19 protein-coding genes and 1 tRNA gene are annotated in these 25441 nt (G+C 48.2%); 2 read left to right on the forward strand and 18 right to left on the reverse strand.

All coding sequences use genetic code 11. The features are described from left to right. The first annotated feature begins 20 nt into the window (after positions 1-20). Positions 21-365 (forward strand): nucleoside triphosphate pyrophosphohydrolase, encoded by a 345-nt coding sequence (locus tag MCG46_RS12650; RefSeq protein ID WP_240280325.1) that lies wholly within the window; start codon positions 21-23, stop codon positions 363-365. A gap of 80 nt (positions 366-445) precedes the next feature. Here the strand turns inward: MCG46_RS12650 and MCG46_RS12655 are convergent. From MCG46_RS12655 to pheA, 12 genes are all read right to left on the reverse strand, one after another. Beyond that, positions 446-522 (reverse strand) — tRNA-Pro (locus MCG46_RS12655). Between the two features lie 165 nt (positions 523-687). Further along, positions 688-1500 (reverse strand): PHP domain-containing protein, encoded by an 813-nt coding sequence (locus MCG46_RS12660; RefSeq protein ID WP_240280326.1) that lies wholly within the window; start codon positions 1498-1500, stop codon positions 688-690. Between the two features lie 131 nt (positions 1501-1631). Next, positions 1632-2078 (reverse strand): type II 3-dehydroquinate dehydratase, encoded by a 447-nt coding sequence (aroQ, locus tag MCG46_RS12665; protein WP_020224128.1) that lies wholly within the window; start codon positions 2076-2078, stop codon positions 1632-1634. Positions 2079-2088: 10 nt separating this feature from the next. Beyond that, the gene (locus MCG46_RS12670) at positions 2089-2937 is read right to left on the reverse strand and encodes a prephenate dehydrogenase (protein ID WP_240280327.1); all 849 of its coding nucleotides are present in this window, start codon (positions 2935-2937) and stop codon (positions 2089-2091) included. Positions 2938-2941: 4 nt separating this feature from the next. Then, positions 2942-4210 (reverse strand): 3-phosphoshikimate 1-carboxyvinyltransferase, encoded by a 1269-nt coding sequence (gene aroA, locus MCG46_RS12675; protein ID WP_240280328.1) that lies wholly within the window; start codon positions 4208-4210, stop codon positions 2942-2944. Beyond that, positions 4210-5226: a 3-deoxy-7-phosphoheptulonate synthase gene (gene aroF, locus MCG46_RS12680; protein ID WP_240280329.1), complete on the reverse strand. Its 1017-nt coding sequence runs from the start codon at positions 5224-5226 to the stop codon at positions 4210-4212. The genes aroA and aroF overlap by 1 nt, the downstream gene beginning before the upstream one ends. After that, a complete protein-coding gene (locus tag MCG46_RS12685; RefSeq protein ID WP_240280330.1) occupies positions 5223-6515 on the reverse strand; it encodes a shikimate kinase in 1293 nt (430 codons plus the stop codon). The genes aroF and MCG46_RS12685 overlap by 4 nt, the downstream gene beginning before the upstream one ends. After that, positions 6500-7624, reverse strand: a complete 1125-nt coding sequence (gene aroC / locus MCG46_RS12690; RefSeq protein WP_240280331.1) for a chorismate synthase — start codon at positions 7622-7624, stop codon at positions 6500-6502. The genes MCG46_RS12685 and aroC overlap by 16 nt, the downstream gene beginning before the upstream one ends. Positions 7625-7685: 61 nt before the next feature. Then, positions 7686-8690: a 3-dehydroquinate synthase gene (gene aroB / locus MCG46_RS12695; protein ID WP_240280332.1), complete on the reverse strand. Its 1005-nt coding sequence runs from the start codon at positions 8688-8690 to the stop codon at positions 7686-7688. A gap of 302 nt (positions 8691-8992) precedes the next feature. Then, positions 8993-9718, reverse strand: coding sequence for a type II secretion system protein (locus MCG46_RS12700; RefSeq protein WP_240280333.1), 726 nt, complete (start codon positions 9716-9718; stop codon positions 8993-8995). Positions 9719-9829: 111 nt separating this feature from the next. Continuing rightward, positions 9830-10456: a glutaredoxin family protein gene (locus MCG46_RS12705; protein WP_240280334.1), complete on the reverse strand. Its 627-nt coding sequence runs from the start codon at positions 10454-10456 to the stop codon at positions 9830-9832. Next, positions 10453-11298, reverse strand: a complete 846-nt coding sequence (gene pheA, locus MCG46_RS12710) for a prephenate dehydratase (protein ID WP_240280335.1) — start codon at positions 11296-11298, stop codon at positions 10453-10455. The genes MCG46_RS12705 and pheA overlap by 4 nt, the downstream gene beginning before the upstream one ends. 93 nt (positions 11299-11391) lie before the next feature. On the opposite strand from pheA, the gene MCG46_RS12715 reads away from it, so the two are divergent. Next, entirely contained in the window at positions 11392-11952 is a 561-nt protein-coding gene (locus MCG46_RS12715) for a hypothetical protein (protein WP_240280336.1), read from the forward strand. Positions 11953-12066: 114 nt separating this feature from the next. Here the strand turns inward: MCG46_RS12715 and MCG46_RS12720 are convergent, their stop codons facing one another. The 6 genes from MCG46_RS12720 to MCG46_RS12745 form a co-directional block, all read right to left on the reverse strand. Beyond that, complete coding sequence (locus tag MCG46_RS12720; protein ID WP_240280337.1) at positions 12067-12648, reverse strand: TetR/AcrR family transcriptional regulator; 582 nt, start codon at positions 12646-12648, stop codon at positions 12067-12069. Then, positions 12641-16627, reverse strand: a complete 3987-nt coding sequence (locus tag MCG46_RS12725) for an efflux RND transporter permease subunit (protein ID WP_240280338.1) — start codon at positions 16625-16627, stop codon at positions 12641-12643. The genes MCG46_RS12720 and MCG46_RS12725 overlap by 8 nt, the downstream gene beginning before the upstream one ends. Positions 16628-16795: 168 nt before the next feature. Next, on the reverse strand, positions 16796-20152 hold the full coding sequence (locus MCG46_RS12730) for a response regulator (protein WP_240280339.1): 3357 nt from the start codon (positions 20150-20152) through the stop codon (positions 16796-16798). Continuing rightward, positions 20149-21426 (reverse strand): ABC transporter substrate-binding protein, encoded by a 1278-nt coding sequence (locus tag MCG46_RS12735; RefSeq protein ID WP_240280340.1) that lies wholly within the window; start codon positions 21424-21426, stop codon positions 20149-20151. The genes MCG46_RS12730 and MCG46_RS12735 overlap by 4 nt, the downstream gene beginning before the upstream one ends. Before the next feature lie 347 nt (positions 21427-21773). Next, positions 21774-23258 carry a DNA recombination protein RmuC gene (locus MCG46_RS12740; RefSeq protein ID WP_240280341.1) on the reverse strand — a complete coding sequence of 495 codons (1485 nt, stop codon included), beginning with the start codon at positions 23256-23258 and terminating at the stop codon, positions 21774-21776. A gap of 179 nt (positions 23259-23437) precedes the next feature. Then, a complete protein-coding gene (locus MCG46_RS12745; protein WP_240280342.1) occupies positions 23438-25396 on the reverse strand; it encodes an alpha/beta hydrolase family protein in 1959 nt (652 codons plus the stop codon). Positions 25397-25441 lie beyond the last annotated feature (45 nt).

Here is a 25441-nt window from a genome sequence, read left to right on the forward strand (position 1 = left end):
AGAAATGGAGTGTGAATACCATGCAGATTCACCATAATAAACTGGTTCGCGACCGCATTCCCGACATCATTCGGGCTGAGCACCGACACTGTCAAACCCGCACCTTAACGTCCTCAGCGTATTGCACAGCCCTCAAAGCTAAACTCGTTGAGATGGAAGTTCAGAATGCCGAAGACCGCAAGGCACTGACTGAGGAACTGGCCGATTTAAGCGAAGTCGTAGATGCGGTTATCCGGCATTTTGCCTTGAATGAAGACGAGATCCAAACCGTCAAAAAACAAAAAGCGAATTCCCGCGGACGTTTTGAAGATCGAATATTCCTGGAATATGTTGAATCGGACGAAGGGGAATCAAACCAACTTTAGGTGAGGATGATTTCGCTAGTTAAATCCGTCATCCCCGCTTCAGAACACAAAAAAACGGCCTTCATGCCGTTATTTTTAAATGGTCGGGATGACAGGATTTGAACCTGCGACCCCTTCGTCCCGAACGAAGTGCACTACCAAGCTGTGCTACATCCCGATACCTTTTATATTATAGTCCGATTTAAAATATTTGCAAGACTTTTTTCATCGCTGAGCTGATAAACACGAACAATTTTTGCACAGAAATACAAGGCAGCGGTAAGTACGCAAAAAGTTTTACTTCTGTCTGTTTCCGAACTTCTGACCAGCCCAACAATTTTAGTTATATCAGATCTTTTAATTCTAACTGCGATATTGGAACTGCCATCTGGCCGATGGTTGTCTTTTCAAAGATGCCGTGGCAGTCGGCGCCAGACGTGATCATTAATCCTCGATCTTGACAATACTTTAAACAGGTTTGTGTCACAAAACGATCATGGGAGGGATACCAGCACTCAATTCCATCTAATCCCGTCTCCATGATCGTTGGCAAAATTTCCAGCAAAGCCGACGAAGGAATCACTTTTCCCGGATGTGCCAGGATTGCCTTCCCTTTCGCTGCGTGAATCTGCCGAACGACTTCACTAACCGAAGGAAAACCGGCGCAGCTGTAATCATGATGATATCGAGCATAAACCGAGAATCCCTGCCTGTAGTTCGCAACGATTCCTTTGGCCGCGAAATAATGCAAAGCCTTCCACCCGCCTAATTGTCGATCATAAGAAAATTGTTGGTATTCCTTCATGCTTACCGCTTCGCCCGCCTGTTCCATTTTTTCAATTAACAGCTCATTGACACGTTCCAAACGACCACAATTCGTTTCCACAAATTCATTCAACTGGCCGTCCTCTAAATCCATTCCGTACCCCAAAATATGAAAATTAATCCCCAGCTGCTGGGCGTCCAACTCCACGCCCGACAGACATTGAATCTTCCAGGCTTCACATTTCCGCAGACATTCTCGGCTACCTGAAAGCTGGTTATGATCCGTCACCGCAATCAGTCCAACTTGATTTAATTGTGCCTGATTCAGAATTTCATCAATGGTCATCGAACCATCTGAATACCAGGAATGAATATGTAAATCCGCGTTCATTGCCAAGCCCCCTTTTTCTTGTTTGCTGCCTAAAAAACAAGACTGGAAAATCACCTTTACTTGTTCTTTCCATTATAAGCGATGTCCATCTGGATGAACAGCCGAAGAAAATAAAAACAGCCGAAGCTGTTTCAATGTTTTGAGCTGAGATGCTGAATTAAAGCATCCATCGCCATGACATAACCATAATCACCAAAGCCGCACAGCTGTCCAAGACAAGCCGGCGCCGTTTTGGATTCATGCCGGAAACGCTCACGGGCATGAACATTGGAAAAATGGACTTCAACCGCAGGAATCGGCGCAATACTTTTGATTGCGTCATGGAGGGCATAGCTGGTATGCGTATAAGCTCCCGGATTGATAATCAGACCATCCATGTTCTCAAAGTAACACCGCTGAATGGCGTTGATCATCTCACCTTCGATATTGCTTTGAACGACTTCAATCTCGATTTCACGCCGCTTGGCTTCCGCTTGGATCATTGCTGTGATCTCGGCATAATTCCGTGCGCCGTAAACGCCTTGTTCGCGGATTCCGGTCATATTGATATTCGGACCGTTGACAACTAAAAATTTCATTTTCTTTTCCTCACTTGTCAAAACATTTTCGCCGCTGTGTCGATTGACGGAACAGCCGCTTCATCTCTTCTGTCTCTTCATTTTCCAGAACAGTCCGGAAATGCGCCAACTCGGCGGCAAATTCATCAATTTCTCGAACCAGATTCTGCTTGTTCATCAAAAACAACTCAGTCCATAACGATTCGTTAATCTTGGCAATCCGTGTCAAATCCCGGAAAGAATCACCGGTATAGTCAACCAGATGCGTGTTGTCACTGGTGTTCATTAGGGTCACAGCGATGACATGCGTCAGCTGACTGAGAAAACCGATCATCTTATCATGTTCCGCGGGACTGAGCACAGCGATATTCCGAAAATTCAGAGCTTCAGCCAATGACCTAACCCAGGCAATTCCAGCTTCGGTATTCGCCGCAGTAGGAGTAATAATGAAGTTCGCCGGTTCAAAAATGGAGCAGTCGGCATACTGAACCCCGCTGACCTCCCGGCCAGCCATCGGATGACTGGCAATAAATTCCACATCCGGACGCAGCTTTTGCTGAACCTGAGTGACAATTTGTTCCTTGACGCCGGTCACATCCGTGATGCGGGTGTTGGGGGCAAAGCTGTCCTGATGTTGATCAATCCATTCCAAAAGCGCCTGCGGATACAGGCCAAACACGATGCTGTCCGCCTGAGCTACGAGTTTTTCATCAAAACCCACGGCGCCCTCATCAATCCAGCCTTGTTCTAAGGCATAAGCAATGCTTTCAGGATTGATATCCAGAGCGCTGACGTGATAGCCTTTGCGCTTTAATCCCTGAGCGTAGCTGCCGCCCAAAAGACCTAAACCGATGATCAGAAAATGCGATTCCTCCTGCATGTTGTTAATTCTCCTTTATTTCAATACCCAGAGACCGTAAATCCGCAAAAAATCCAGGATACGATTTGGCAATGGCCTGTGCGCCTTCAATCGTAATCGGCCCCACTGCCATTGTTGCACCAATGGCCAGTGCCATAACGATGCGATGATCCTGATGGCCGCTGACAGTAACGCCGCCCTGCCAAGGTGTAGGTCCTTCGATCCAGACTTCACTTTCTGTGGAATGAATCCGGACGCCGACTTTACGGAGCTCGATTTCCATCGCTTCTATTCTATCACTTTCTTTATAGCGCAGGCGAGCCGCATTGATCATTTTTGTTTCACCCTGGGCAAAACTGGCCAAGACCATCAAAATCGGGCCGAGATCCGGACAGTTCTGCATATCGATGACCGAACCTTTTAACGCCGCAGGACGGAAAATAATTTCTTTTTCATTCACTTCCACGTTACCGCCCATGGCCCGAACGATATCCAGAATCTGCCGATCGCCCTGGCGGGAATCCGGCCGCAGTCCTAGGCAGCGAATTTCATGATTAATGCACCCCAGCGCCGCGTAAAAGCCAAGCTGGGAATAATCCGATTCCACCGTCGTTTCACAGGCGCGATAACGCTGACCGCCGGGAATCCGCAGCGTCAGTTCATCTTCAAAATAAGCATGAACACCAAAATCCTCAAGCATCTGCAATGTCAGCTCCACATAAGAGCGTGATTCAAACGGCGGTTCGATATGCAGCCGGGAATCTTCGCCGCAGCAGACTAAGGCAAACAACAAGCCGGAAATAAACTGCGAACTGATGTCGCCGCGCAGCGTAAACTCTCCTGGTTTGAGTGCTCCTTCAATTTCGATTCGTTCTTCCGTATGCGAATAAACCAGTCCCTGAGCCTGAAACAATTGTTCATAGACGGTCTGGGGACGCTTGAGCAGGCGATTCTGACCGGTAAAGCGCACACGCTGGCCAGTCAGCGAAAAGATCGGAATGAAGAAGCGCAGGGTTGAGCCGGATTCCTTACAGAAAATTTCATCGGTCTTTAACTGATGAAAATCCGGAATTCCCCAAACCCGCACATCGCTGCCATCCTGTTCAATTCGGGCGCCCAGTTTGCGCATACCGTCAATCGTCGTCAAGATGTCATCGGAATAATCAACATGATGGATCAAGCTTTCCCCCTGAGCCAAAGCCGCGCAGATGATCGCTCGATGCGCCATCGATTTGCTTGGGGGAATTGAAACGGTCGGCTGAGTGCAAATACCCGGAGTCATCGTTGCCTGCATTACAGCGATCTCCCTACCACCTGAGCAATCGCGCGGCCTTTTTCAATCAGCGAAGCAAACTTCGCCGGCTTCAATGACTGTGCCCCATCGCTCCACGCGCATTCCGGACAGGAATGGACTTCGATGATCAAACCGTCAGCGCCCGCCGCAATCGCTGCCAGCGACATCGCTTCGACTAGCTTCCAGTCCCCGGTCGCATGCGATGGGTCGATGATGATCGGCAGATGCGTCCGTTCCTTGATGATCGGTACAACGCTCAGATCCAGCGTATTGCGGGTGTATTTCTCAAAGGTCCGGATCCCGCGTTCGCACAGGATCACATTCTTATTGCCGCCAGCCATGATGTATTCCGCCGCCATGATCCATTCCTCAATCGTGTTCGCCAGTCCTCGTTTTAACAGCACTGGCTTATCGACTTTCCCCAATGCTTTTAACAGATCGAAGTTCTGCATGTTGCGCGCCCCAACCTGAATCAGATCGACATGCTCGACAAATTCATCAATCTTATCCGCACTCATCAATTCGCTGACAATCGGCAGACCGGTCTTTTCCCGGGCTTTGACCATCGCCAGAACACCTTCGGTGCCCATGCCCTGAAACGCATATGGGGAGGTTCTTGGCTTGTATGCCCCGCCCCGCAGCATCACACCGCCGGCATCTTTGACCTCTTGGGCGATATCGCAGATCATCGTTTCACCTTCAACCGAGCAAGGACCGCCGATCACCACGATCTTTTCATGACCGCCGACCTTTACGCCGCTGACGTTAATAACGGAGTCTTCCGGATGGAACATCCGGTTAGCCAGTTTATATGGGGCGGCAATGCGCGTAACCTCTTCCACCCATTCATTCGCCATGATCCGACGTTCATCCAGTTTCGCCGTATCACCGACTAAACCAAAAACATTGTAATTGGCGCCGGAAATCATGTTGACCTGAACGCCTTGTTTTTCAAAGTTTTTGATCAGTCGGTCAATTTCCGGCTGCGGTGTGTTCTTTTTTAATGTGATAATCATTTTTTCATTCCCCCTATTGAATTTGTATTCTCATCAATAAAGCCGTCGTTCTCGGTCTGCCAGCAGCGCCAGCATTCCTGTGCTGTCTGTTCAATGCTTCCGTTGTTGTCAATCTGTTGATCACAAGCACTCCGATACAGCTCAATCCGCTGATCGTATAACTGACGCAGTGCTTCACGGCTGGAGCTTAATGGCCGGCTTGGATCGGTTTCCAGCTGATCCAGGCTGCGATCCAAGAAATACACCTTGCCGCTTTGGCGCAGCCGCCGAACATTTTCCCAATCTTTGACGATCCCGCCGCCGGTGGCGATAATCTGTCCACTCTGCAGCGTCACCTCAGCCAGGATCTCAGCCTCAATCTGGCGGAAAGCGGCTTCGCCTTCCTGATCGAAAAACGCCCGAATCGGCATGCCGATCCGCTCAACAATCCGCTGATCAATATCGACAAGCGGACGGCTGCTGAGCTCCGCCAGTTTCCTGGCAATCGTACTCTTGCCGCAGCCCGGCATACCGATCAAAACAAGATTCATCTTTTCTCTGGCTAAATCCGCCGTCATTTTCAGGATCGCTTCCGAACTGACGGCTTTGCCGGTAAATGCCCGGATGGCTTCCGCCGCCTGCGCTGTCAGCATGCTCAACCCAGTCGCAGTTTTGCATCCGCGCTTCTGCGCCTCGACAATCAGACGGGTGCGATGCGGATTATAGATAACATCCGCCACGCTTTCCAACTGCGGAAAGTGATCCAGTTCTATCGGAATCCCTTCCTGATCTGGAAACATTCCTACCGGGCTGGTGTTGACGATCACCTGAGTGTCGCTGTGCTGTCGATAAGCTTCTTCATAGGTCAAGGTCTGCGCTGATGGATTCCGCTTCACCTTGATGATGGATGAAGCCCCCAAATCCTCCAATACCGCATAAACGGCCTGGGCAGCCCCGCCGTTGCCCAACAAAATGACTTTCTTATCGCGAATCTCAATTCCCGCCTGTTCCAGCATGAACCGGCATCCATAATAATCGGTGTTTTTACCGATCAGGCGGCCATGATCATTGACGATCGTATTGACCGCGCCGATCCGGCGTGCTCGTTCATCGAGTTCATCCAGATAGGGGATGACCATCTGCTTATAGGGAATCGTGACATTCAGCGCCGCAAATTCTTTCGCTTTCATCAAAGCGTCCAATTGCTGAGGACTGACTTCAGTCAGCTCGTAGGCATAACCGCCCAGAGCTTCGTGAATCCGTTTGGAATAGCTGTGACCTAAATGTTCACCGATCAATCCCCGCCGCATGCGTCTTCCCCTTTCCACCACAGAATCCCGAAGCGTTCTGTCAACAGATCCACCAACCCCAAGGCAATCATACTGTCAACAACGACTCTTGCCCGATGCAGGATCGCCGGATCATGCCGGCCCTCGATCTGCAGCGTCACGGCTTCCCCAGTTTTCAGATTAACGCTGGACTGCGGTTTATAGATGGAAGGCGTCGGCTTCACGACCGTCCGGATCCGCAGCGGCATGCCGTTGGTAATTCCACCGTTAATTCCGCCGTTGTGATTGGTCAGCGTCTGAAGCTGTCCGTCCTTGATCGCAAAGCCATCGTTGGCTTCGCTGCCGGTTTTCGCCGCGAAGTCAAAACCATCGCCAAATTCTACGCCTTTCACAGCTCCGATGCTGAAAAGCAAATGTGCAAGCTTGCTTTCGACCGAATCAAAGAAAGGTTCCCCTACGCCGGCCGGCATTCCGACAACGGCACTTTCCAAAATACCGCCCATCGAATCGCCCTGAGCCTGCGCTTCTTCAATTCTTTTCTGGATTGCATCCCGTACGGAATCCTGGATGCAGGCCAGATATTGATCCTCCAAAGCCAGTAGCTGTTTTCGCAGCACGATCTCATCATCAGCCAGCGGCTCATCTATGATTTCCTGCATCTGGCTGACATGCGTTCCGACTTCAATTCCCTTGGATTTGAGCATCTGCAGGAAAATCGCTCCGGCCGCGACTAACGGTGCGGTAATCCGTCCGGAAAAATGACCGCCGCCGCGATAATCCTGAAATCCCTGATATTTTACCTGCGCGGTGTAATCAGCATGGGAAGGCCGCGGAATATCCCGCATTTTAGAATAGTCCTTGCTTCGCATATTTTCGTTGCGGATCAAAATACACAGCGGCGTTCCGGTTGTTTTTCCTTCAAAGACTCCGCTGACAATTTCAGGAATATCAGCTTCCTGGCGCTGCGTGGATATCTTTCCTTTCGGCTTGCGCTTTTCCATTTGTTTTTGCATCCAGGCTTGATCAATCAGGATTCCCGAAGGCAGCCCCTGAATCACAACGCCGATCGCTTCACCATGACTTTCGCCGAACAGCGACAGCTGAATGCACTGTCCAATCGCACTTTTCATCGTTTGATCTCCTTGTTTTATTCGTTTTGCCCTTCAATCTTATTTCTGTATTCTTGACCTGTTACAGATATTCCTTGATTTTCTCTGTCGGAATGTCTTTCAAGTACGCCTCGCCTACCTTACGAAGCAGGACAATCGTGAGTGTTCCGCCATCAATCTTCTTATCTTTGGTTATGAAATCGTAAACCTGTTGACGGTCATATTCAATGTCCTCTTTCAGATTTAAACGTTGATAAATCGGATGCAGACGTTCGCGCACCGCTTCATCCTTGATCATCTTCATCATGCCCAAGGCTACCGCTTCGCCATGATAAACATCCTGCAGATGATAATAGCTCTCGATGCCGTGACCAATCGTATGGCCGAAATTCAAAATTCGCCGGACACCAATCTCACGTTCATCAATCTCGACGACCTTCTTTTTCATCATCAGCGATTTATATAAAATCTTTTCAATGTGATCCATCGGATTTTCGGTTTCAAACAGTTCAAATAACGATTCATCCCGAATTAATCCCGCTTTTAAGGCTTCAGCCAAACCGTTATTGATATGCCGTTTGGGCAACGTGGCAAGCACATCCGGATCGATTAACACCATTTTTGGCTGCCAGAAAGCCCCGACACAGTTTTTAATTCCATCCAGATTAATTGCGACTTTGCCGCCGATACTGCTGTCAATCTGGGAAAGCGTTGTCGTTGGGATATTGATAAACTCGATCCCTCGCATATAGGTAGCCGCAACAAATCCGGATAAATCGCCGATAACCCCGCCGCCTAACGCGACGATCAGATCTTTGCGTGAAAAGCGTTCTTTCAGCAACCGCCGCAAAATTTGTTGGTAAACCTCCATGCTTTTGGCTCCTTCGCCCTGAATTACCCGTTCAACATAACCCTGGGAACACTGAGCCAGCACGCGCTGAGCATATTCCTCCGGAACACCTTCATCGGTAATGATCATCACCTTGCGCTGACCATCGAGAACCTGTCCTATCTGATTCAGTAATCCCCGCTGAATCAAAATCGGATAGCTTTTGTCTTTGAGATTGACCGTGATTTTTTTCATCATATTTCTTTTCTCCCCTCTCACACAATCCACAAAAAAACCGTACAGGCATATCCTGTACGGTTCAGCATTTCATTTCGCATTCCCTTCAGATATAGCCTGATTTCAAATCAAAACGGGCTAATGTCCAAAGCGAACCAGCCCTCTATCTAAAGGTAAAATAAAAGTAAGAAGAACTCGGATGTTCAATTGTTTTACAGCCATTTTTTAACATAATGTACACCTCGATGTTTTTACTATATCACAATTCGATTGAAATGCAATCTTTTTCTGAAACTTTGATGTCTTGTTTCAAATGGAATAAATTAGTATGTTACTGTTTTCGTATCAAGATACTTTATCTGTGTTCCATCAACATTCTTTGTATTGATTTTCCCTTTGAATGTTGTTCCTGCAGAATTTCCAGTTGGTTGTTGACTTTTATCAAATGTATAAACAACACCTGTTATTTCTGCATTAACCTCCAAATTCGATATTCCATCAAAGATATAGACAGAATAACCACTCGATCCATTATCAGTGACAGCGAAATCAAAGTTATTTACATCCAAATTATATAGCTCTGCAATCTCCTTTTTAAAATTCACTCCAAAATTAGGTCCAGTCGAATCCAACTGTCCTGTTTTATTATTATAGTATTTACTAACAGCCAATTTCAAAACATCACCAGAATAGTTGGCTAATTTCTGTTGATCTGATTGACCATGTTCTTTGCAATAAATTGTAAATTTACTACTATCTGCAGGAACATCGACAATAATCTCTCCGCCTAGAGGACAAAGTTTTTCTGAATCTCCTAAGTTTTCCTTTATTGCCTCTCTAGCAGAGCCCTCTGTAAATGGCTTTTTCCCTAAGGAATACTCCATAACCATAATTTTATAAGCGTTCGCTACATTGGCATTACATACTGTCACAGAAGCCGTTTTCGTAAATCCAGTCAACCTCGGCACTAACATCAACATCAGCAGCACTAAAATCGCCACAACGACGATCAATTCAATCAATGTAAAACCTTTATTCCGCCGTTTCATCTTTTATCCCCCGCTTTACTATGTTCTATCGAAAAGACTGATTGAAATCCATTTTTATTATATCATCCTGATTTCAATAACCGAATCCTTTTTTAAGTAAAATCAGCGTAATTAGTTCTCGGCTTCCAGACTTTCAATCATTTCTGCATAAATTGCTTTCAGCTGCGTCTGTTCAGCTTCTGTCATCGTCCCAAGATAGGGATCATGCGTATCCACTGTCGAGATATGATTGGAAGCTACCTTTCCTTTAAGAATTAAGGCTACATCCGGTACATAAAAGCTTTCTTCCCCTTCTTCATTGGTCAGCAGCCATCCTTGAAAACGGCGGATAAGCGTATCAAACATCGCTTCCGAATAGTTTTCCGATTTGCTTGTATCGACATAATAAACCAAGACACCCTTCTCTTTCGCAGCCTGATTCAACACCGGAATGGCTTCCACACACCAAGGACAATTCGGCTTGCCGTAATAGATCAGAAATGATTCACCTTGTTCCATCTTTGACAATGAATCTTCCATACTGATCTCAACAAAGGCATTCTGCGTGTCATCAAAGTCTTCATAAGCACTCATATCGGCTGGATTTGCATTCACAGAAGCATTCGGCGTTGGTGTTGGCGCAAGCGTTTCTTCAATCTTTGGAGTGGGTGTTTCTGTCGGATCAGGCGTAGATTGAGGGGTTGCGGTGCAGGCACCTAAAATCATTGCCAGCACTAAAAAGATTATCCCTTTTTTCATAACAGCTCTCCATTAAACGCCCGCTTATAGCTCCCTAAGACTTTTACTTCCAGACAATGTTCGCGGACCTCAGCGATCGCTTCGCGGGTTTTATCCTGAAGCAGACTGCCGTCAAAATCAATATAGAAACAATACTCAAACATCCGGCCGCGGATCGGGCGGGATTCCAGCTTTAACATGTTGATGCCGCGCTGGGCGAACACACGGATAACTTCATACAGAGCGCCCGGTTCATGATTGACTACAAAGTACATGCTGATTTTATCCGCATCGCAGACGGTTTGTTCACCTTTTGCCACACAGAAAAAACGTGTTGTATTCAACAGGTTGTCCTGAACCCGTTCCTTTAAGATTGGCAGTTGATAATAATCCGCAGCCAGCCAGCTGCCCAATGCGGCTTTGGTCGGATCCTGACATTGTGCTACATATTCTACACTCTTCGCCGTATCCTGATAAGTCACTGGTTTAATCCAAGGATGCGCCGCAAAGAATCCGGAGCATTGATCAAGCGGTTCCGGATGGGAATACACCTCGCGTAAATCTTCGATTTGGGTCTGCGGCAAGCCGATTAAATGCTCGTCAATCCGAACTAAAATCTCTCCTACCGCAAAGATGTCGCTGTCTTTTAATAAGTCGTAAGTCCGGTAAATGATACCGGTCGTTGTATTCTCAACCGGAAGCAGTGCATAATCAATCACGCCCTTTTCAACATCCGCAATAATCGAAGGGAAATTCTTATAATTACAGGCCTCAAAAGACTGATCCTTAAAAAACTCCTGAACTGCAATTTCACTGAAGGTGCCATGCGCCCCCTGATACCCCACCTTGATTTTCTTATCCATGTTCGTCCTCCAAAGTGAATTTATTGTATCACATTTTTTCCGCCTGCGTAGTCCGGATTTGAATTGAACAGCGCTTTTCGCTATAATAGAAATATGAAAAAACCGCGTTATTCCCTAAATAAAACTGAATGGCTCGGCGGGGTGCTGTTTCCGCTCTACACCCTTTTTCTGATTCTGCGGGACAATCCGCTGACAACCAATTTGTCCTGGGTTGGCAACGGGTTAGGCTATCGTTATTTAATTCTGATTTGGGCTGTCAGCGGTGCTTTGATTTTCCGAATGATGATTCAGGATTTAGCGCAGGCTTTCAAACTTTGCTGGAAGCGTTGCTATGATCTGACCTTTCTGTTCATGATCCTTTCGATGGTCTTTCCCTATCTGCCGGAAACCTTGCCATTTGTGTCTCAACTGCACATCTTCATCAGCAATCTGGCCTTCATCGCTTTGAATGTTCTGATCCTAGGCGTTTTTTATCAGGGACAGCAGCGCAGATGGCAGTTAGGCCGCTGGGGTATTGAAGTCACTTCAGTGATCTTGATCTTCTGTGCGCTGCTTTATATCCGCTTTCTGAGCATTAATTCATTATTGGAAATGTTTTATACTGCCGCTACGGCATGGCTGCTGCTGATCGCACGCCGGAAATGTCACGTTTAATCCCGCCATCCATTAAAAAAAGCGAAGTTGAATTTCGCTTTTTTTCTATTTCATTGAAATTACAGAATCTACTGTGGGATTTCTTTTTCAGTCTTGGATGAATTTCACAAGGAGTCAGGACAATGCTTTCTGTAGTCCCCGACAGGCGTAATCTGCGGCCTGCTCTGCGGAAATTTTCAGCTGCGGATTGATGATCTGGAAACAATAGGCTTCCATCACGCCGATTAACAGAAACCGCTGATATTCCCGTGGATACTGCGGCTGAATCCAGCCTTCCTGCAGTGCCTGATCCAGCAAAACATCAAGAAGCTTAATCATCTGATGCATAATTTTTTCCATGATTTCCTCACTGACATATTGTTTCAGTTCGCGCTTGCCGACACTCGACAATAAGGTCTGAAACGGGGAGAACTGACTTAACGCTTTTTCCATCGCCGTTAAGATCTGTCTAAAACCCGCTTCAAAGCCTTGATCAAACTGAAGCAGATCGCAGAAGCTGTCAAATTCCTTATGGAAGGTATACATCAGGGTTTCCCGAATAATTTCTTCTTTGGATGAAAAATATTCGTAGCATGTTCCTTTGCCAATGCCGCAGGCCTGCGCAATTTCAGATACCTTTAAATCATTCATGGAACGGCCTTGTTGGACCAGACTGATGACTCCCAGATAAACCTGTACCTTCTTATCCTCATTCATCTGCAGCCACTTCCTTCACTTTTTTACGGTCTCGGCGCCGACTTGTCACTTCGATCATGATCGGTACGACAAACAGCGTTAAAATAGTCGAATACGTCAGACCGCCGATGGTGACAATCGCCATCCCCTGCATCATATCACTGCCGGTTCCAATGCCCAGCGCCATGGTCGTCATGGCCAAAATCGTCGTCATGGCTGTCATCAGAATTGGACGCAAACGTGTCCGTCCGGTTTCCACAATCGCTTCCTGGGTTGTATATCCCTGTTCCTTTAATTGATTGGCGTAATCAATAAATACGATACCGTTGTTAACGACAACGCCGCACAGAACGAGAAAGCCCAGCATTGCGACGATGCTCAATTCCTGTCCCGTAATCAACAATCCCAAAAAGCCTCCGGTAAAGGCCAGCGGAATCGTAAACATTACGATAAACGGTGACAACAGGCTCTGAAACTGCGCAACCATGATCATATAGATAAACGCGATTGCTAGCAGAATCATCTGAACCATCTGGAACATCGTTTCCATAATCGTTTCATTTTCACCGCTGAATTCCAGCGTTACCGATTCCGGCAGCACGCTGGTATCGAGCTGTTTTTCCACCTCACGGCTGACCAGAGTCACGTTATGGCCTTCCTTGATCGTGCCGCTCACATTGACGTAACGGCGGGAGTTCTCACGGTAAATGCTGTTCATGCCGCTGCCGTTTTCAATATCGGCAATCCGCCACAGTTCAACTTCTTTTTCTTCCTGATTCTGCGTTCCTTTCAGCTTCAGATCCTGCAGATTGTCCAGCTGAGTCAGGGAAGCGGCATCCTGAACAATCACAACCGGATAATCCTTATTCTGTATCGACAGTGTCGTACTGGTTGTTTCTTCTTTAATTCCGGAAGCAACGCTTTGGTAGATCTGCGCCACTGTCAGTCCGTATTTCATCGCTTCATTCTTATCAACAATGACGCGGATTTCATGCACCGGATCCTGCTGCCCGTCATCCACGACGTCAATGCCTTCAATCTGCTTCAGCTGATTCCCAATCTGAATGGCTGAAGCCTGCAGTTCATCCAAATCATCGCCATACAGTGTCATCGCAACACCGCTGCCACCCAGCACGCTCAAGTCCATATTGCTTGTAGAAACTACAGCGTCCACCGGCAGATCGGCCAGAACCTGCGGAATCTCGGCTTCCATCTTTTTCGTATCCGCTTTGGTTTCAGTAATGATATAGAACGTTGTTGAGGTATTTCCGCCGCCGCCCATCATCATGGACAAACCGCTGCCGCCGCTGGTCACGCCGACCGTATCTACGCCTTCCACCAGCATCAGCCGTTCCATCACCTGATCATACATCGCAAAGCACTCTTTATCGGTTGCCTCTTCATTCTGCAAAGAAATGCTGACAGACATCTGACCGGAATCCATGGAGGGGATCAGTGTCATTCCCATGTTCATGACGCCGATCGTGCTGAAAATCAACAGCGCAATCACGCCGCCCATCACAATCAATTTGTGACCCAGCGACCATTTCAAAAGTCCAGTGTAACCATTCACGAGCTTTTCAAAGAAGGAATGTTTCTTTTCGTTTTGCTTTTTCAGCATCTTGCTGGCAAGCATCGGCACCAGCGTCAAGGCGACGATGAGCGAAGCGAGCAGCGAATAAGCGATCGTCAGTCCCATATCCACAAACAGCTGCCGCGCCAAACCGGTCGCAAAGACAATCGGCAGGAAGACGCAGACGGTCGTCAAGGTTGACGCAATGATCGCACCGGCAACCTGCTTGGCCCCTTCAATCGCGGCTTCAATGAGTCCCACGCCTTCATTGCGCATCCGATAAATATTCTCAATGACGACAACCGAGTTATCGACGAGCATCCCGACGCCAAGAGCCAGGCCAGACAGGGAGATAATGTTCAGCGTTACACCGCTGAAATACATCAGCACCATCGCAAACATCAGTGAAATTGGAATGCTGAGGGCGATGATGATCGTCGGCTTGAGATCGCGCAGAAACAGAATTAAGACGATGACCGCCAGAATTGCGCCGTATAAGAAGTTCTCCAGAACCGAATTGACGATCATATCAATATAAACACCCTGATCCATCAAGGTAGAAAAATGCAGGCCTTCGTATTGTCCGCTCAGCTTCTCGAACGTTTTATGAAGCGCTTTGCAGACATCGGCCGTCGAAGCGGTTGAACTTTTCTGGAAAGAGAGCATGATGCCCGGATTTCCATTCACGCGGGTATATAATTCTTCACTGTTGTTAACGACCTGTACGCTGGCCAGATCCTGAAGCCGGACTTCTTCCAAGCCGTCGATATCCATGGACATCAAAAGCAAATTTTCTACTTCTTCCAAAGAAGCAAACTGGTCTCCGACTTTGATCAGCAGTGAATCGTCATTGGAGGCGATGTAGCCGGCCGGCATGGAGAAGTTCTCAGCCGTCAGCATCGTCGAGATCATGCTTGGTGAAAGGGCTTCTGAGATATTTGCTTTTTTCAGCGCTTCGTCACGCGCCTCGGCAATTTGTTTCAAGCCGTCTTCAATCTGTGTCTTTGCCGATTCCAGCGTTGTTTTGGTCGAGGAAATTGTCATCTCCCCTTTGGTGATTTCACCGGCTGCCGTCAGCTTTCCTGATTCCAGCTTCGACTGCAGGCTGTTGAGGTCGGAGACATCAATACCAGCTTGGGTCAGCATACTGCTGGCTGCCTGTTTCACGCCTTCAGCAGTCGCAATTTCAATTTCAACATTGCTGAGCTTGATTTTGGCATCCTCATACTTCGGCACAATCTGCAAAGCTGCCTGCATGGCCGTGATTCCAGCGCTCGCCTGTTCTTTTGCCGTGTTAAGCTCGCCAAGCATCGTGCTGATCAAAGCTTTGGCCTGTCCATAGTTTCCAATTTCAGCGGTGATGCCGGCGCTTTGAAGCATAGCTTTAATTTCCTCAGAAATCGGTTCCTCATCCGGTACTTCCTGAATTTGCTGCTGCAAAAAAGTCAGAGACTGAATTCCTGCTTCAGCTTTGTTGATCCCTTCCTGGGCTTGATCTATAGCCGCTCCAACTGCGCTGGCAATCTCCTCGGCTGTTGCTTCCGCTCCCAATCCCAACTGGGCTTTCAGCTGATCCACACCGTTGACAATCTGCGTAAATGCAGCCTGCTCTGCTTTCAGCTGAGTGATCTGGGAATCCATCGCGATCAAATTGGTCGCTGCCTGCTGCAGCTGAACTGAGGACTGCGCCAGTTTATCATAGGTTTCGTTCTTTGTGCTTGTTAATTCTGATTCTCCGTCCGTAATTTTCTGCAGACCGTCATTGACTTCCTGCAGCTTTTCCCGTAATTCCCGCTCTGTCTTAGCTAATTCAGAATTCACGCTGGCCAGAACTTTGTTGTTGATCTCATCGATCTTCTGATGATCGAGAACAATCTGAACAGTCTCTTCCAACAATCCCGTCGGATCGACCGAGGCGACACCCTTGGTCTTTTCCAGTTCCGGTACGACTTTTTCATTCACAAAGTCGCTCAATCCCTGAAGATCATGACCATCATAATCGGCCGTTGCCATCATGATCGGCATCATATTCGGATTGATTGCCATCAATGTCGGACTGGATATGGTCTCATCCAAATATCCTTTAACTAAGTCAATCTTCGCGTTCAAATCGAGCATTGCCGTATCCATATTGGTATCATCGGCAAACTCTAAAATAATCAACGATAAGTTATCCGAGGAAATCGAACTCATATTCGATAAATTCTCGGTCGTACTGACAGAGGATTCCAGGATCCGCGTCAGACTGGTTTCTACTTTTTCGGCGCTGGCACCCGGATAAGTCGAATAGATGACGACATAGGGCAGCTCCATTTCCGGTAAGAGGTCAGTTGTAGAATTCATAAATGAAATTACGCCCAACAACAGGCACATGACCACTCCCACGATTACAGTATAAGGTTTCTTAACACTGAATTTAGAAAACATAGGCCTCTCCTTTTCCCGACCGACTGGTCGGTCACCTCGCTATTGTATTCCATTCCCAATAAAAATACAATTGACAAATATAAGAATTTATCGTTTTCCAGAGCTTTCCTGATTTGTTTCAAAATAAAATCCCGCAGACCTGCGGGACTTGATAAATCATGGATAAATCTAATCGTCTTGCTTTGGATGCGATTTTGTCAGAAACTGCAGCAGTATCTCTGCGAGTTTCTGAATATCAATCGGCTTGGCAAAATGAGCACTCATGCCTGCCTGCATGGCCAATCGGACATCCTCATCAAAAGCGTTGGCGGTCATCGCAATGATCGGCAGTGTTTTTACATCGCTGCGGTTCAGCTGACGGATCTGCCGGGTCGCTTCATAGCCGTTTAAACGCGGCATTTGAATATCCATCAGAACTAAGTCATAATAACCTTCCGTGCTGGAAGCGATTTTCTCAACAGCGGCCTGCCCGTCGTCCACCTCATCCATTTCCACGGTGATCAGACTGGCAATCATTTCCCGGGCTATCTCACGGTTGATCTCATTATCCTCTGCCAGAAGCAGACGGCAATCGCTGAAGTCAGACAAAGCCGGTTTGACTAAGATTGGTTTCCGGCGTTCTTCTTTAAGCTCATTCAGCAGACGGCAGATTTTAAAGCGGTAGAAGGGTTTCGTCAAAAAGCCGCTGACACCGCACTGACGGGCCTGTTCTTCAATATCAGACCAGTCATAGGCTGAAAGTATGACGATTTCCGGCTGATCTCCCAGTTTCTGCCGCAGCTCTCTTACCGTTTCCAAGCCATTCATCCCCGGCATCTTCCAGTCGATAAGAATCAGCTTATACGGATTTCCTGAAGCCTGAGCCTGCACTCCTGCGGCGATTGCCGCTTCCCCGCTGCTGCAGTAATCAGCCTGCATTCCCAGCTTTGTTAACAAAGCGCCGGCCTCCTCGCCGATTTGAAGATCGTCATCGGCGATCAAAACACTGGCTCCCTGCCAACTCGTCGGAATTTGTTCATCCGTCTGACTTTGCAGCGGCAGCGGCAAAATCACGGTAAACCTTGAGCCTTGCCCGACATGGCTTTGAACCTGGATTTCACCGTTCATCAAATCCACCAGGTTCTTCGTGATCGCCATGCCCAATCCGGTTCCGTTCACTGTTCGGGTCATCGGATTGTCAGAACGTTCAAACGGCTGAAACAAATGCTTCATGAATTCCGGATCCATGCCGATTCCCGTATCACTGCATTGGAAGACAAAATTCTGATAGCCTTTATAGGAACTTGGCCGCTGACTCATTTCAATCGTAATCCTGCCGCCTGAAGGCGTATACTTAACGGCATTGCTTAAGATATTGATGCATACCTGCCGAATTCGCAGCGGATCGCCCTGCACGCCTTCTTTCTCCAGCGCCCCTGGCTGAAATACCAGCGTCAGACCTTTTTCTTCAGCCTGCGGCCGAACGAGTTCCACAACCTCAATGATCAATTCGGCAAAATTGAACGGTTCCTGGGCAATGGTCAGTTTTCCGCTTTCAATTTTGGACATATCCAGGATGTCGTTGATTAAACTGAGCAAATGTTTGCTTGAAAGACTGATCTTATGCAGACATTCCTTCACCCGTTCCGTTTCATCCAGATGCGTCTCAGCAATGGTCGTCATGCCGACGATGGCATTCATCGGTGTACGGATATCATGACTCATATTGGATAAAAACTGACTTTTCGCCACGCTGGCGGCCTGAGCATTTTCTAATGCTGTCTTCAGGATTTCCTGCTGCCGCTCAGCCTTTAAGCGCTGCTCGTCAATTCGCCGGGATATCAAGATCGCCAGCTGATCCTCAGAATACGGGTTGTCAACGTGGATGATCTGCGTCGTTGTCCAATGATATTGCCCATCTGTCAAAAGCATTTTCATCTCGCGCTGAACCTCGCCGTTTTTCTCGGCAAACGTCTTGCGCAGAGCCTCCAGCTGAAACGCCTGATAATCGGAAGCGAATTCCGGATCAATCGTACTTTTTAAATCGGCATACAACTCGCTGTAGGTTTTCTGCTTGCCCAGATCCAGCATCAGCCCTGGACTGACATGGACAAAATGCACCTGGTCCTGCGTCAGATTCAGACTGATAATGACCGGATAAGCGTTGGAAAGAGCGCTGACCAACGTCAGCCGTTCCTGCTTTGTTCTTTGTTTTTCAGCTTCTTCAGCCTGTTTTTCCTTTGTGATATCATGGAAAGCATAGATCAGCACCGGCTTGCCGTTTTCATCCAGCGTCTGTTCAATAATCCCGGAGGCCCAGAACATTTCCCCGCCGGCTTTTTTCATCGGCTCCACAAGGTTGACCTTCTGTCCGCTCTGGACTGCCGCTTCAATCTGGCGGACAAAACGGGCGTAATCTGAGGATGACATGGTGGTCTCAAGATTCAGATTCAGCGTATCTTCGGCATTTTCCATGGCATATCTGACCAAGCGCCGTCCTTCCCGGTTCAGCTGAAGCAGGTGATACGGCTGATCAACCGAAATCAAGGCGACCGCTTCCGGCAGGGCGTTGTATAAATGACTGATATAATTGGTCTGATGCGTTAAACGCTGCTGCGTTTTCGTCCTATGCCGCAGATAAAGCAGCACCAGTATGCTGATCCCCAGAATCGCTGACAGAATTAAGGCCAGTGACTGCCTTAGCAGAGCGTTGGTCTGCGCGTTGACCGCCGCTTCCGGAATGATCGATATCAAAGCCCAGTCTGACTCCAGACCCACCGGCGTAAAACAGAAAACAGTTCGTTCGCCTTCATAAGTAAAGATGGCCCAGCCGGTATCCGCAGCTTTCAGCGCTTGGGCAAACTGGCTCAGAGCCTGCGGATCATTCGCCTGCGGCGAAAGCATATCCAACAAATTCTGAACCGTTTTGTTGCTGTTGGGATGCGCAGACCGAATCAGGACATTTCCCTGTGTATCGACAACATAGGAAAAACCGGCATCCTCATAAAAGGAAAGCGTGAATGTATCAACGATTTCATTGACTTCAAATTCCTTGATCAAATAGCCTGTCCCGCCATCCGCAAAATGAACACGAACAACCAAATCAAACACATCCATCCCCGTCACGCTGCTGATATGCGGATCAATCACATCCTGATCTTTGTTCTGCCGATCAAGCAAGGTGATCGCCTGCTGGTCAAAGGGCTGATCCAAAGGCAGAATGAAATCCTCAGAAAGCACTAGATGAATATCGTTTTCCAGCTGATTGAAATCCTGAAACAGCCGATTCAGCTCAGAACGATCATCTGTTCGCATTTCAGCCAGCCTGTCAGCAATCCGCCCCAGATCTTCATAGTTTTCATTGAGCTGCACAGCAAGGGTTCGCCGACCCTGTCGGGTCGCCTCCAGAATTGTGTTGATCGATTGCTTCCACAGCTGCGTTTTTACATTGGTTACAAAATAAGTGGTCAGTAAGCAAAGTCCCAGCGCCAAAACCGCCGCTCCGAGAGTGAATGACCGGCGGGAATTCTTCTTGTTTCTTTTCATGATGATCCCTCCTGGTCCGCTTCCTCATCGAGCTGCTGCATCACTTGGTTTACAGGTTCGCCCTGTAAAAGCCGCTGCACCGCCTGTGCGGTCAGTTCCCAGATCGGTTTGTCCAGCAGTGAATCAGAGCCGATCACAGCCTGTCCTGTTTCGTAGACCGGAATCAGCGGCTGGATCTGATCCAAGGACGAAGGGCGACTGTTTTTCAGCGGACTGAATGAGGCCTGCTGATCCGCAAACTTCTGAATATTGTCAGAACGGGTAAAAAATTCAATAAACCGCAGCGCTTCTTCCCGATGAGAACTGTCGGCATTGACGCTCAAACGGGTATCGGCATTGATGACGACAAAACTGCCATTTTCCATCAACGGATAAGGAACAACCGAAAATTGGAAATCGAGCTCTTTCTGCGCCAGACGGCCTGCGGCCCAGGCCCCGGTTAATAAGAAGGGAGCTTCACCCTGGGCAAAAATATCCAGGTCCTCCGAGGTCTTCTGGGTTGTGAGTGTAGCGGCCGGATCCAGATAACCCTTTTGAATCATGGCTTCCACATAGGCAAATCCAGATGTCAGCTTTTCACTGAGTACGGCCTGCCCGGTATTGATCTGTTCGAAATAAGCCGCCTGCTGATGCGCTTGATAAGTAGCAGCCAGACTCATGCCGATCGCCACCGTCTTGAGTGAAATATCATTGTTGGCAATGACCGGCGTTATTCCCTGACGGACAAAATCATCACAGATCGCTTCCCACTGTGCTAAGGTTGCCGGGACTTCATGATGATATTCTTTTAACAGATCCAGATTGCAGTAAAGACCAAAGACGGAAACCGTCGTCGGCACCCAATAAATATGATTCCCTTCCCACATCTGACTCAGCATTTCATCCGTGTAATTTTCAATCGTCGCCAAACCGGAGAGATCGGCTAATTGGCCCTGTTTGGCCAAGGTCAGAGCCGTGTCATGATTCACCATAAAAATATCGTCGCCTTTGCCATTGGCCATGCGTTTGGTCAGTGCTTCATAATAGGCATTCCCCTTCAGACTTTCATAAGCAACGCTGATTCCCGGATTTTCATCCATGAATTGTGAAATAATCGCTTCGATCACCTTGACATTCTCCGGTTCATATTTATTGCCAAAGTAGGTCAGGGATACTGTTGCCGCTTGATTAGAAGGAAGGATAACCACGGGATTGTCCGGTCCGGTGCAGCCTGCAATCAACATTAAACTGAGTCCCCAAATCCATCTTTGACGCCCTTTCTTTCTGCCCCGCATCGCTTCCCATCTCCTCTTTTTCATCGTCAGCTTACTTGAATGAAACCAAGGAGATGACGCCTTTTTATTTTACTATTGTTATCTTACCTTAATTTTCAATTAAACGCCATGGAAACAAAGTGCAGATATGCAAAAAAAAAAACGATCTTAGCGTCGGGGATATCTGCCTGAAATCATAGAAGCTCGTTTTTGTAACCGACATAAACCAGGAGTCTGATTTGGAATATCATGCCATAAAAAAGAAGCCTGTCCCTTGGAAGATTCCTGTGACTTGCTTCTTTTGTATATCCTTCCGGCTCAATCATCGCAGAACCTGGAATTGGAAAAATGAATTCTCAGAGTAAAGCTTAAGCCTCTACTGGGATGTCATCCTCAGCATTCACTTCCAGCAGCTGCGCCGACTGAGCCGGATCGAGCTTATCCACAGCCTTGAGTTTCCGCTGAATCATCCTCGTCCGCGTACCAACCAGCTTATCCAGCTCTTTATTAGCCTGATCCAGCCGCTGCTGAGTCATTGCGAGAACGTCATGGAACTTATCGAATTCCGTTTTTACTGCGCCCAGAACAGTCCAGACTTCGCTGCTTCGTTTTTGGATGGCTAAGGTCCTAAAGCCCATCTGCAGGCTGTTGAGCAATGCCGCCATTGTACTCGGTCCAGCGATGTTGATGCGGTAGTCCCGCTGCAGTGTTTCCACTAAACCGCGGTTGACGACTTCGGCATACAATCCCTCAAATGGCAAAAACAGAATTGCGAAATCCGTCGTATAAGGGGGTTCAATGTATTTATCATGAATATCTTTGGCAAAGGAACGAATGCGCTGGGACAGCACATTGACAGCCTGCGTTACCGCTTCCTGACTGCCGGAATCATAGGCATCCTGCAGATTGGCATAGGCATCCGCCGGAAATTTGGAATCGATCGGCAGCCAGACCGGCTGATCTTCCTCACCCGGCAGCTTGATCGCAAATTCAACGACGTTCTTGCTTCCCGGCACCGTGGCCACATTCGTCGCGTATTGTTCCGGTGAAAGAATTTCCTCTAAAATTGCCCCCAGCTGAATTTCCCCGACAATCCCGCGGGCTTTGACATTGGACAGCACTTTTTTCAGATCGCCGACCCCGACCGCCAGCGTCTGCATTTCACCTAATCCTTTATACACCTGTTCCAGCCGGTCATTGACCAATTGGAACGACTGTGTCATTTTATCTTCCAGTGTTTTCTGCAGCTTTTCATCCACCGTCTGGCGCATTTCATCGAGCCGGCGGTTGTTGTCCTGCTGAATGGCGGTCAGCTGCTTCTCAATCGTCTGACGCATATTTTCCAGTTTCTGCTCATTGCCGCTTTCAAATGTTTTCAGACGATTTTCCAGCACACTGAACTGATTGGCCATCGCTGTATTGAGCGTGTTCTGCTTTTCTGAAAGCGACTGGCTGATCTCTGAGAATTTCCGGCTTTGCAGTTCTGAAATCTGCTGTTGATTCGAGCTTAACAGCGCGCTCAAGGACTGGAGCATCTCACGCTGGGCAGCCTGCTGCTGCAAAACGCTGTGATTCATCGCATCCAGCTTCTGACTTTCAGCCTGAAATGCCGTCTGCTGATTAGCGCTCAGCATTTCCCCGACCAAGCGGACAGCATTCTGAGCAGCATCAACAATTTCCTGCCGACTCTGCCGATCCTGTTCGGCCAGTGTGGTCTGCAGCGCTGTCAGCTTCTTCTCCATATCCTGAGCTTCCAGCTGGCTCAGACGCCGATTCATGCCGATCAGCTGAACCACAATGACCACCATCAAAACGACTATGACGGCCGCCAGAATTAAAATTCCTGTTTCCATTCTTCTCTCCCCGCTTTCTTAAGGAAACTGCCGGACTTTGCCGGCAGCTGTGTTATTGATTATACAGGAAATCCAGTTTGAAAACCATCGCTGCGCTCTTCCTGCTAGTCTTAGAGTTTAGAAGCGCTGCAGCGAAAGCTCCATGTTCAGGCAGAGCCGAGGCGAAAGGCCGGATTTGGCTAATCCTGACAATGCTTGTTCATCCAATCCGTAATTTCACGCAGCCGCTTGAAGCGGTGCATTGGCTTGCCACTGCGGGACAGTTCATGATTTTCCCCCTTGAACAGGCAGGCCCGGGTTTCAACATTCAGGATTTTCAACGCCGTAAACATTTCCATTGCCTGGGATACAGCGCAGGTATAATCCTCAAAGGAATGAATAAACAACGTTGGCGTTTCACAGAAATCCGCATATTTCAGCGGAGAATGATCCCACATTTTTTCCATCTGATCCCATGGCTTGCCGCCGTCATGCAGATCATCATCATAGCTGATGCCTGACGTTCCATAATCACTGATCCAGTCCGAAATACTGCGCTGACTGGCCGCCGCCGCAAAGCGATGGGTATGCGTGATGATCCAGTTGGTCATGTAGCCCCCATAGCTGCCTCCGGTCACGCCCAAGCGCAGCGGATCAATTTGACTATTTCGGGCCAGGATGTGATCGGTAAACTCCATGATATCTTCGTAATCTATCGTCCCATATTTTAACCGCAGATCGGCAAAGGCATCGCCATAACCATCGGATCCGCGATGATTGCAGAAAAATACATAATAGCCTGCACTGGCCCAGACCTGCATTTCATGGCTCAGCAGCTCACCATAGGTTGTCCGCGGACCGCCATGGATATCCAGAATCGCCGGATACTTCCGATCCGGCTGCCAGCCGACTGGCTTAATCAGCCAGCCGTCAATCGACTGCCCAGCGGAATTGACAAATCCGGCATATTCGACGGGCTGAATTGCCTTGTCCTTCAAACAGACCTCGCTGATGTGGGTATGGCCGGTAATGTTTCCAGCGCCATCCGCAATGTAGATTTCCTGCAGCTGACCCGGTTCCATTGCACAGAACACTAAACCGTTTTCAATGAAGTCAAAACCGCTGACTGCACCGTTAAAAGCCACCGCTTTTTCCAGCTGATTTCCCCGCAGCACCATCAGCTCGGTATGATAGCCGACCGTGGTCGTAAAATACAAGGCACCGTCTTTCATTAAAAATGTTTTTCCTGATCCATAACGCACATCGCTGTTGACACAGCTGCCGACGGAATATTCATAATCCAGCACTTTGTCGATGCTTCCCTGATTGAGGTCGCAGCGATAGAAATCACAGCTTGTACCGTTGCCGTAAGCCGCCATATCGGTGGCCATGAACATCAAGACCTGATTCTCTGCAGCGATGGCGCCGATGCGCAGCTGTCCTTCGGAAACCAGCGTCTGCTTGCTTTGTGTATCGAGATCATAGCTTACTAGCTCCGAGGTTTTCGGCATGACATCGCGCCAGTTTTTGCCCGTATAGATCACGCGGTGTCCTTCCACGATGATCCGGCCGCAGTCATAACCCGGCGGCGTGATTCGCTGCTGCTCGCCAGTGCGCTTATTCCAAGCCAGACAGCCACAGCGGTCTGAATCAATAAAACCCGCGCCGTTGGCAACAAACGGTACTTCGTGCAGGATCACATAATCCTGGGCGTCCTCGAGTTCTTCTTTAGAGGCTGTCTTGGGATCTAAGGCATGCAGATTCTCCTGAATTTTCAGAACAACCCAATCGCTGTCCGCGACCGGCAGCAGCTGCAGCACGGTATAGGGTATTTCAAAGGCCTTCTGCGCTTCCCCCTGGTTCAAGGACAGGCGATAGTAAACGGTTTTATGATCATACTTTTCCGGCTTATCCTGAGACTTGCGCTCCGCCGCAAACAACACCGTATCGTCATTTTCAAAACAGAAAGAGGATACCTGTCCATCCCCGATCAGTGTTTTCAGCTGGCCTGTCTGCGGATTCAGTTCCATTAAATTTGTGCGGTAGCCGTTTTCTTCTTTATCCATCTGCGTCTGAAGACAAAGAATATGCTTTGCGGAAGCCGCCAAGCTGTGTACAAAGCGATAGTTTAATAAATCCTGAATTTCTACCTTTTCCATGTTATTTCCCACCTTTTATTTGAATTGGTTACAGGATACCGCACT

The sequence above is a fragment of the Holdemania massiliensis genome (assembly GCF_022440805.1).
GTDB classification, from domain to species: Bacteria; Bacillota_I; Bacilli_A; order Erysipelotrichales; family Erysipelotrichaceae; genus Holdemania; species Holdemania massiliensis_A.

Excerpts from the sequence above, each read along its gene's own strand:
- MCG46_RS12650 (WP_240280325.1), top strand. The coding sequence starts at position 21 with ATGCAGATTCACCATAATAAACTGGTTCGCGACCGCATTCCCGACATC.
- aroQ (WP_020224128.1), bottom strand. The coding sequence starts at position 2,078 with ATGAAATTTTTAGTTGTCAACGGTCCGAATATCAATATGACCGGAATC.
- MCG46_RS12720 (WP_240280337.1), bottom strand. The coding sequence starts at position 12,648 with ATGAATGAGGATAAGAAGGTACAGGTTTATCTGGGAGTCATCAGTCTG.
- aroB (WP_240280332.1), bottom strand. The coding sequence starts at position 8,690 with ATGATGAAAAAAATCACGGTCAATCTCAAAGACAAAAGCTATCCGATT.
- MCG46_RS12700 (WP_240280333.1), bottom strand. The coding sequence starts at position 9,718 with ATGAAACGGCGGAATAAAGGTTTTACATTGATTGAATTGATCGTCGTT.
- pheA (WP_240280335.1), bottom strand. The coding sequence starts at position 11,298 with ATGGATAAGAAAATCAAGGTGGGGTATCAGGGGGCGCATGGCACCTTC.
- aroF (WP_240280329.1), bottom strand. The coding sequence starts at position 5,226 with ATGATTATCACATTAAAAAAGAACACACCGCAGCCGGAAATTGACCGA.
- MCG46_RS12715 (WP_240280336.1), top strand. The coding sequence starts at position 11,392 with ATGAAAAAACCGCGTTATTCCCTAAATAAAACTGAATGGCTCGGCGGG.
- MCG46_RS12670 (WP_240280327.1), bottom strand. The coding sequence starts at position 2,937 with ATGCAGGAGGAATCGCATTTTCTGATCATCGGTTTAGGTCTTTTGGGC.
- MCG46_RS12725 (WP_240280338.1), bottom strand. The coding sequence starts at position 16,627 with ATGTTTTCTAAATTCAGTGTTAAGAAACCTTATACTGTAATCGTGGGA.
- MCG46_RS12740 (WP_240280341.1), bottom strand. The coding sequence starts at position 23,258 with ATGGAAACAGGAATTTTAATTCTGGCGGCCGTCATAGTCGTTTTGATG.
- MCG46_RS12660 (WP_240280326.1), bottom strand. The coding sequence starts at position 1,500 with ATGAACGCGGATTTACATATTCATTCCTGGTATTCAGATGGTTCGATG.
- MCG46_RS12735 (WP_240280340.1), bottom strand. The coding sequence starts at position 21,426 with ATGCGGGGCAGAAAGAAAGGGCGTCAAAGATGGATTTGGGGACTCAGT.
- aroA (WP_240280328.1), bottom strand. The coding sequence starts at position 4,210 with ATGCAGGCAACGATGACTCCGGGTATTTGCACTCAGCCGACCGTTTCA.
- MCG46_RS12705 (WP_240280334.1), bottom strand. The coding sequence starts at position 10,456 with ATGAAAAAAGGGATAATCTTTTTAGTGCTGGCAATGATTTTAGGTGCC.
- MCG46_RS12745 (WP_240280342.1), bottom strand. The coding sequence starts at position 25,396 with ATGGAAAAGGTAGAAATTCAGGATTTATTAAACTATCGCTTTGTACAC.
- MCG46_RS12685 (WP_240280330.1), bottom strand. The coding sequence starts at position 6,515 with ATGCGGCGGGGATTGATCGGTGAACATTTAGGTCACAGCTATTCCAAA.
- aroC (WP_240280331.1), bottom strand. The coding sequence starts at position 7,624 with ATGAAAAGTGCGATTGGACAGTGCATTCAGCTGTCGCTGTTCGGCGAA.
- MCG46_RS12730 (WP_240280339.1), bottom strand. The coding sequence starts at position 20,152 with ATGAAAAGAAACAAGAAGAATTCCCGCCGGTCATTCACTCTCGGAGCG.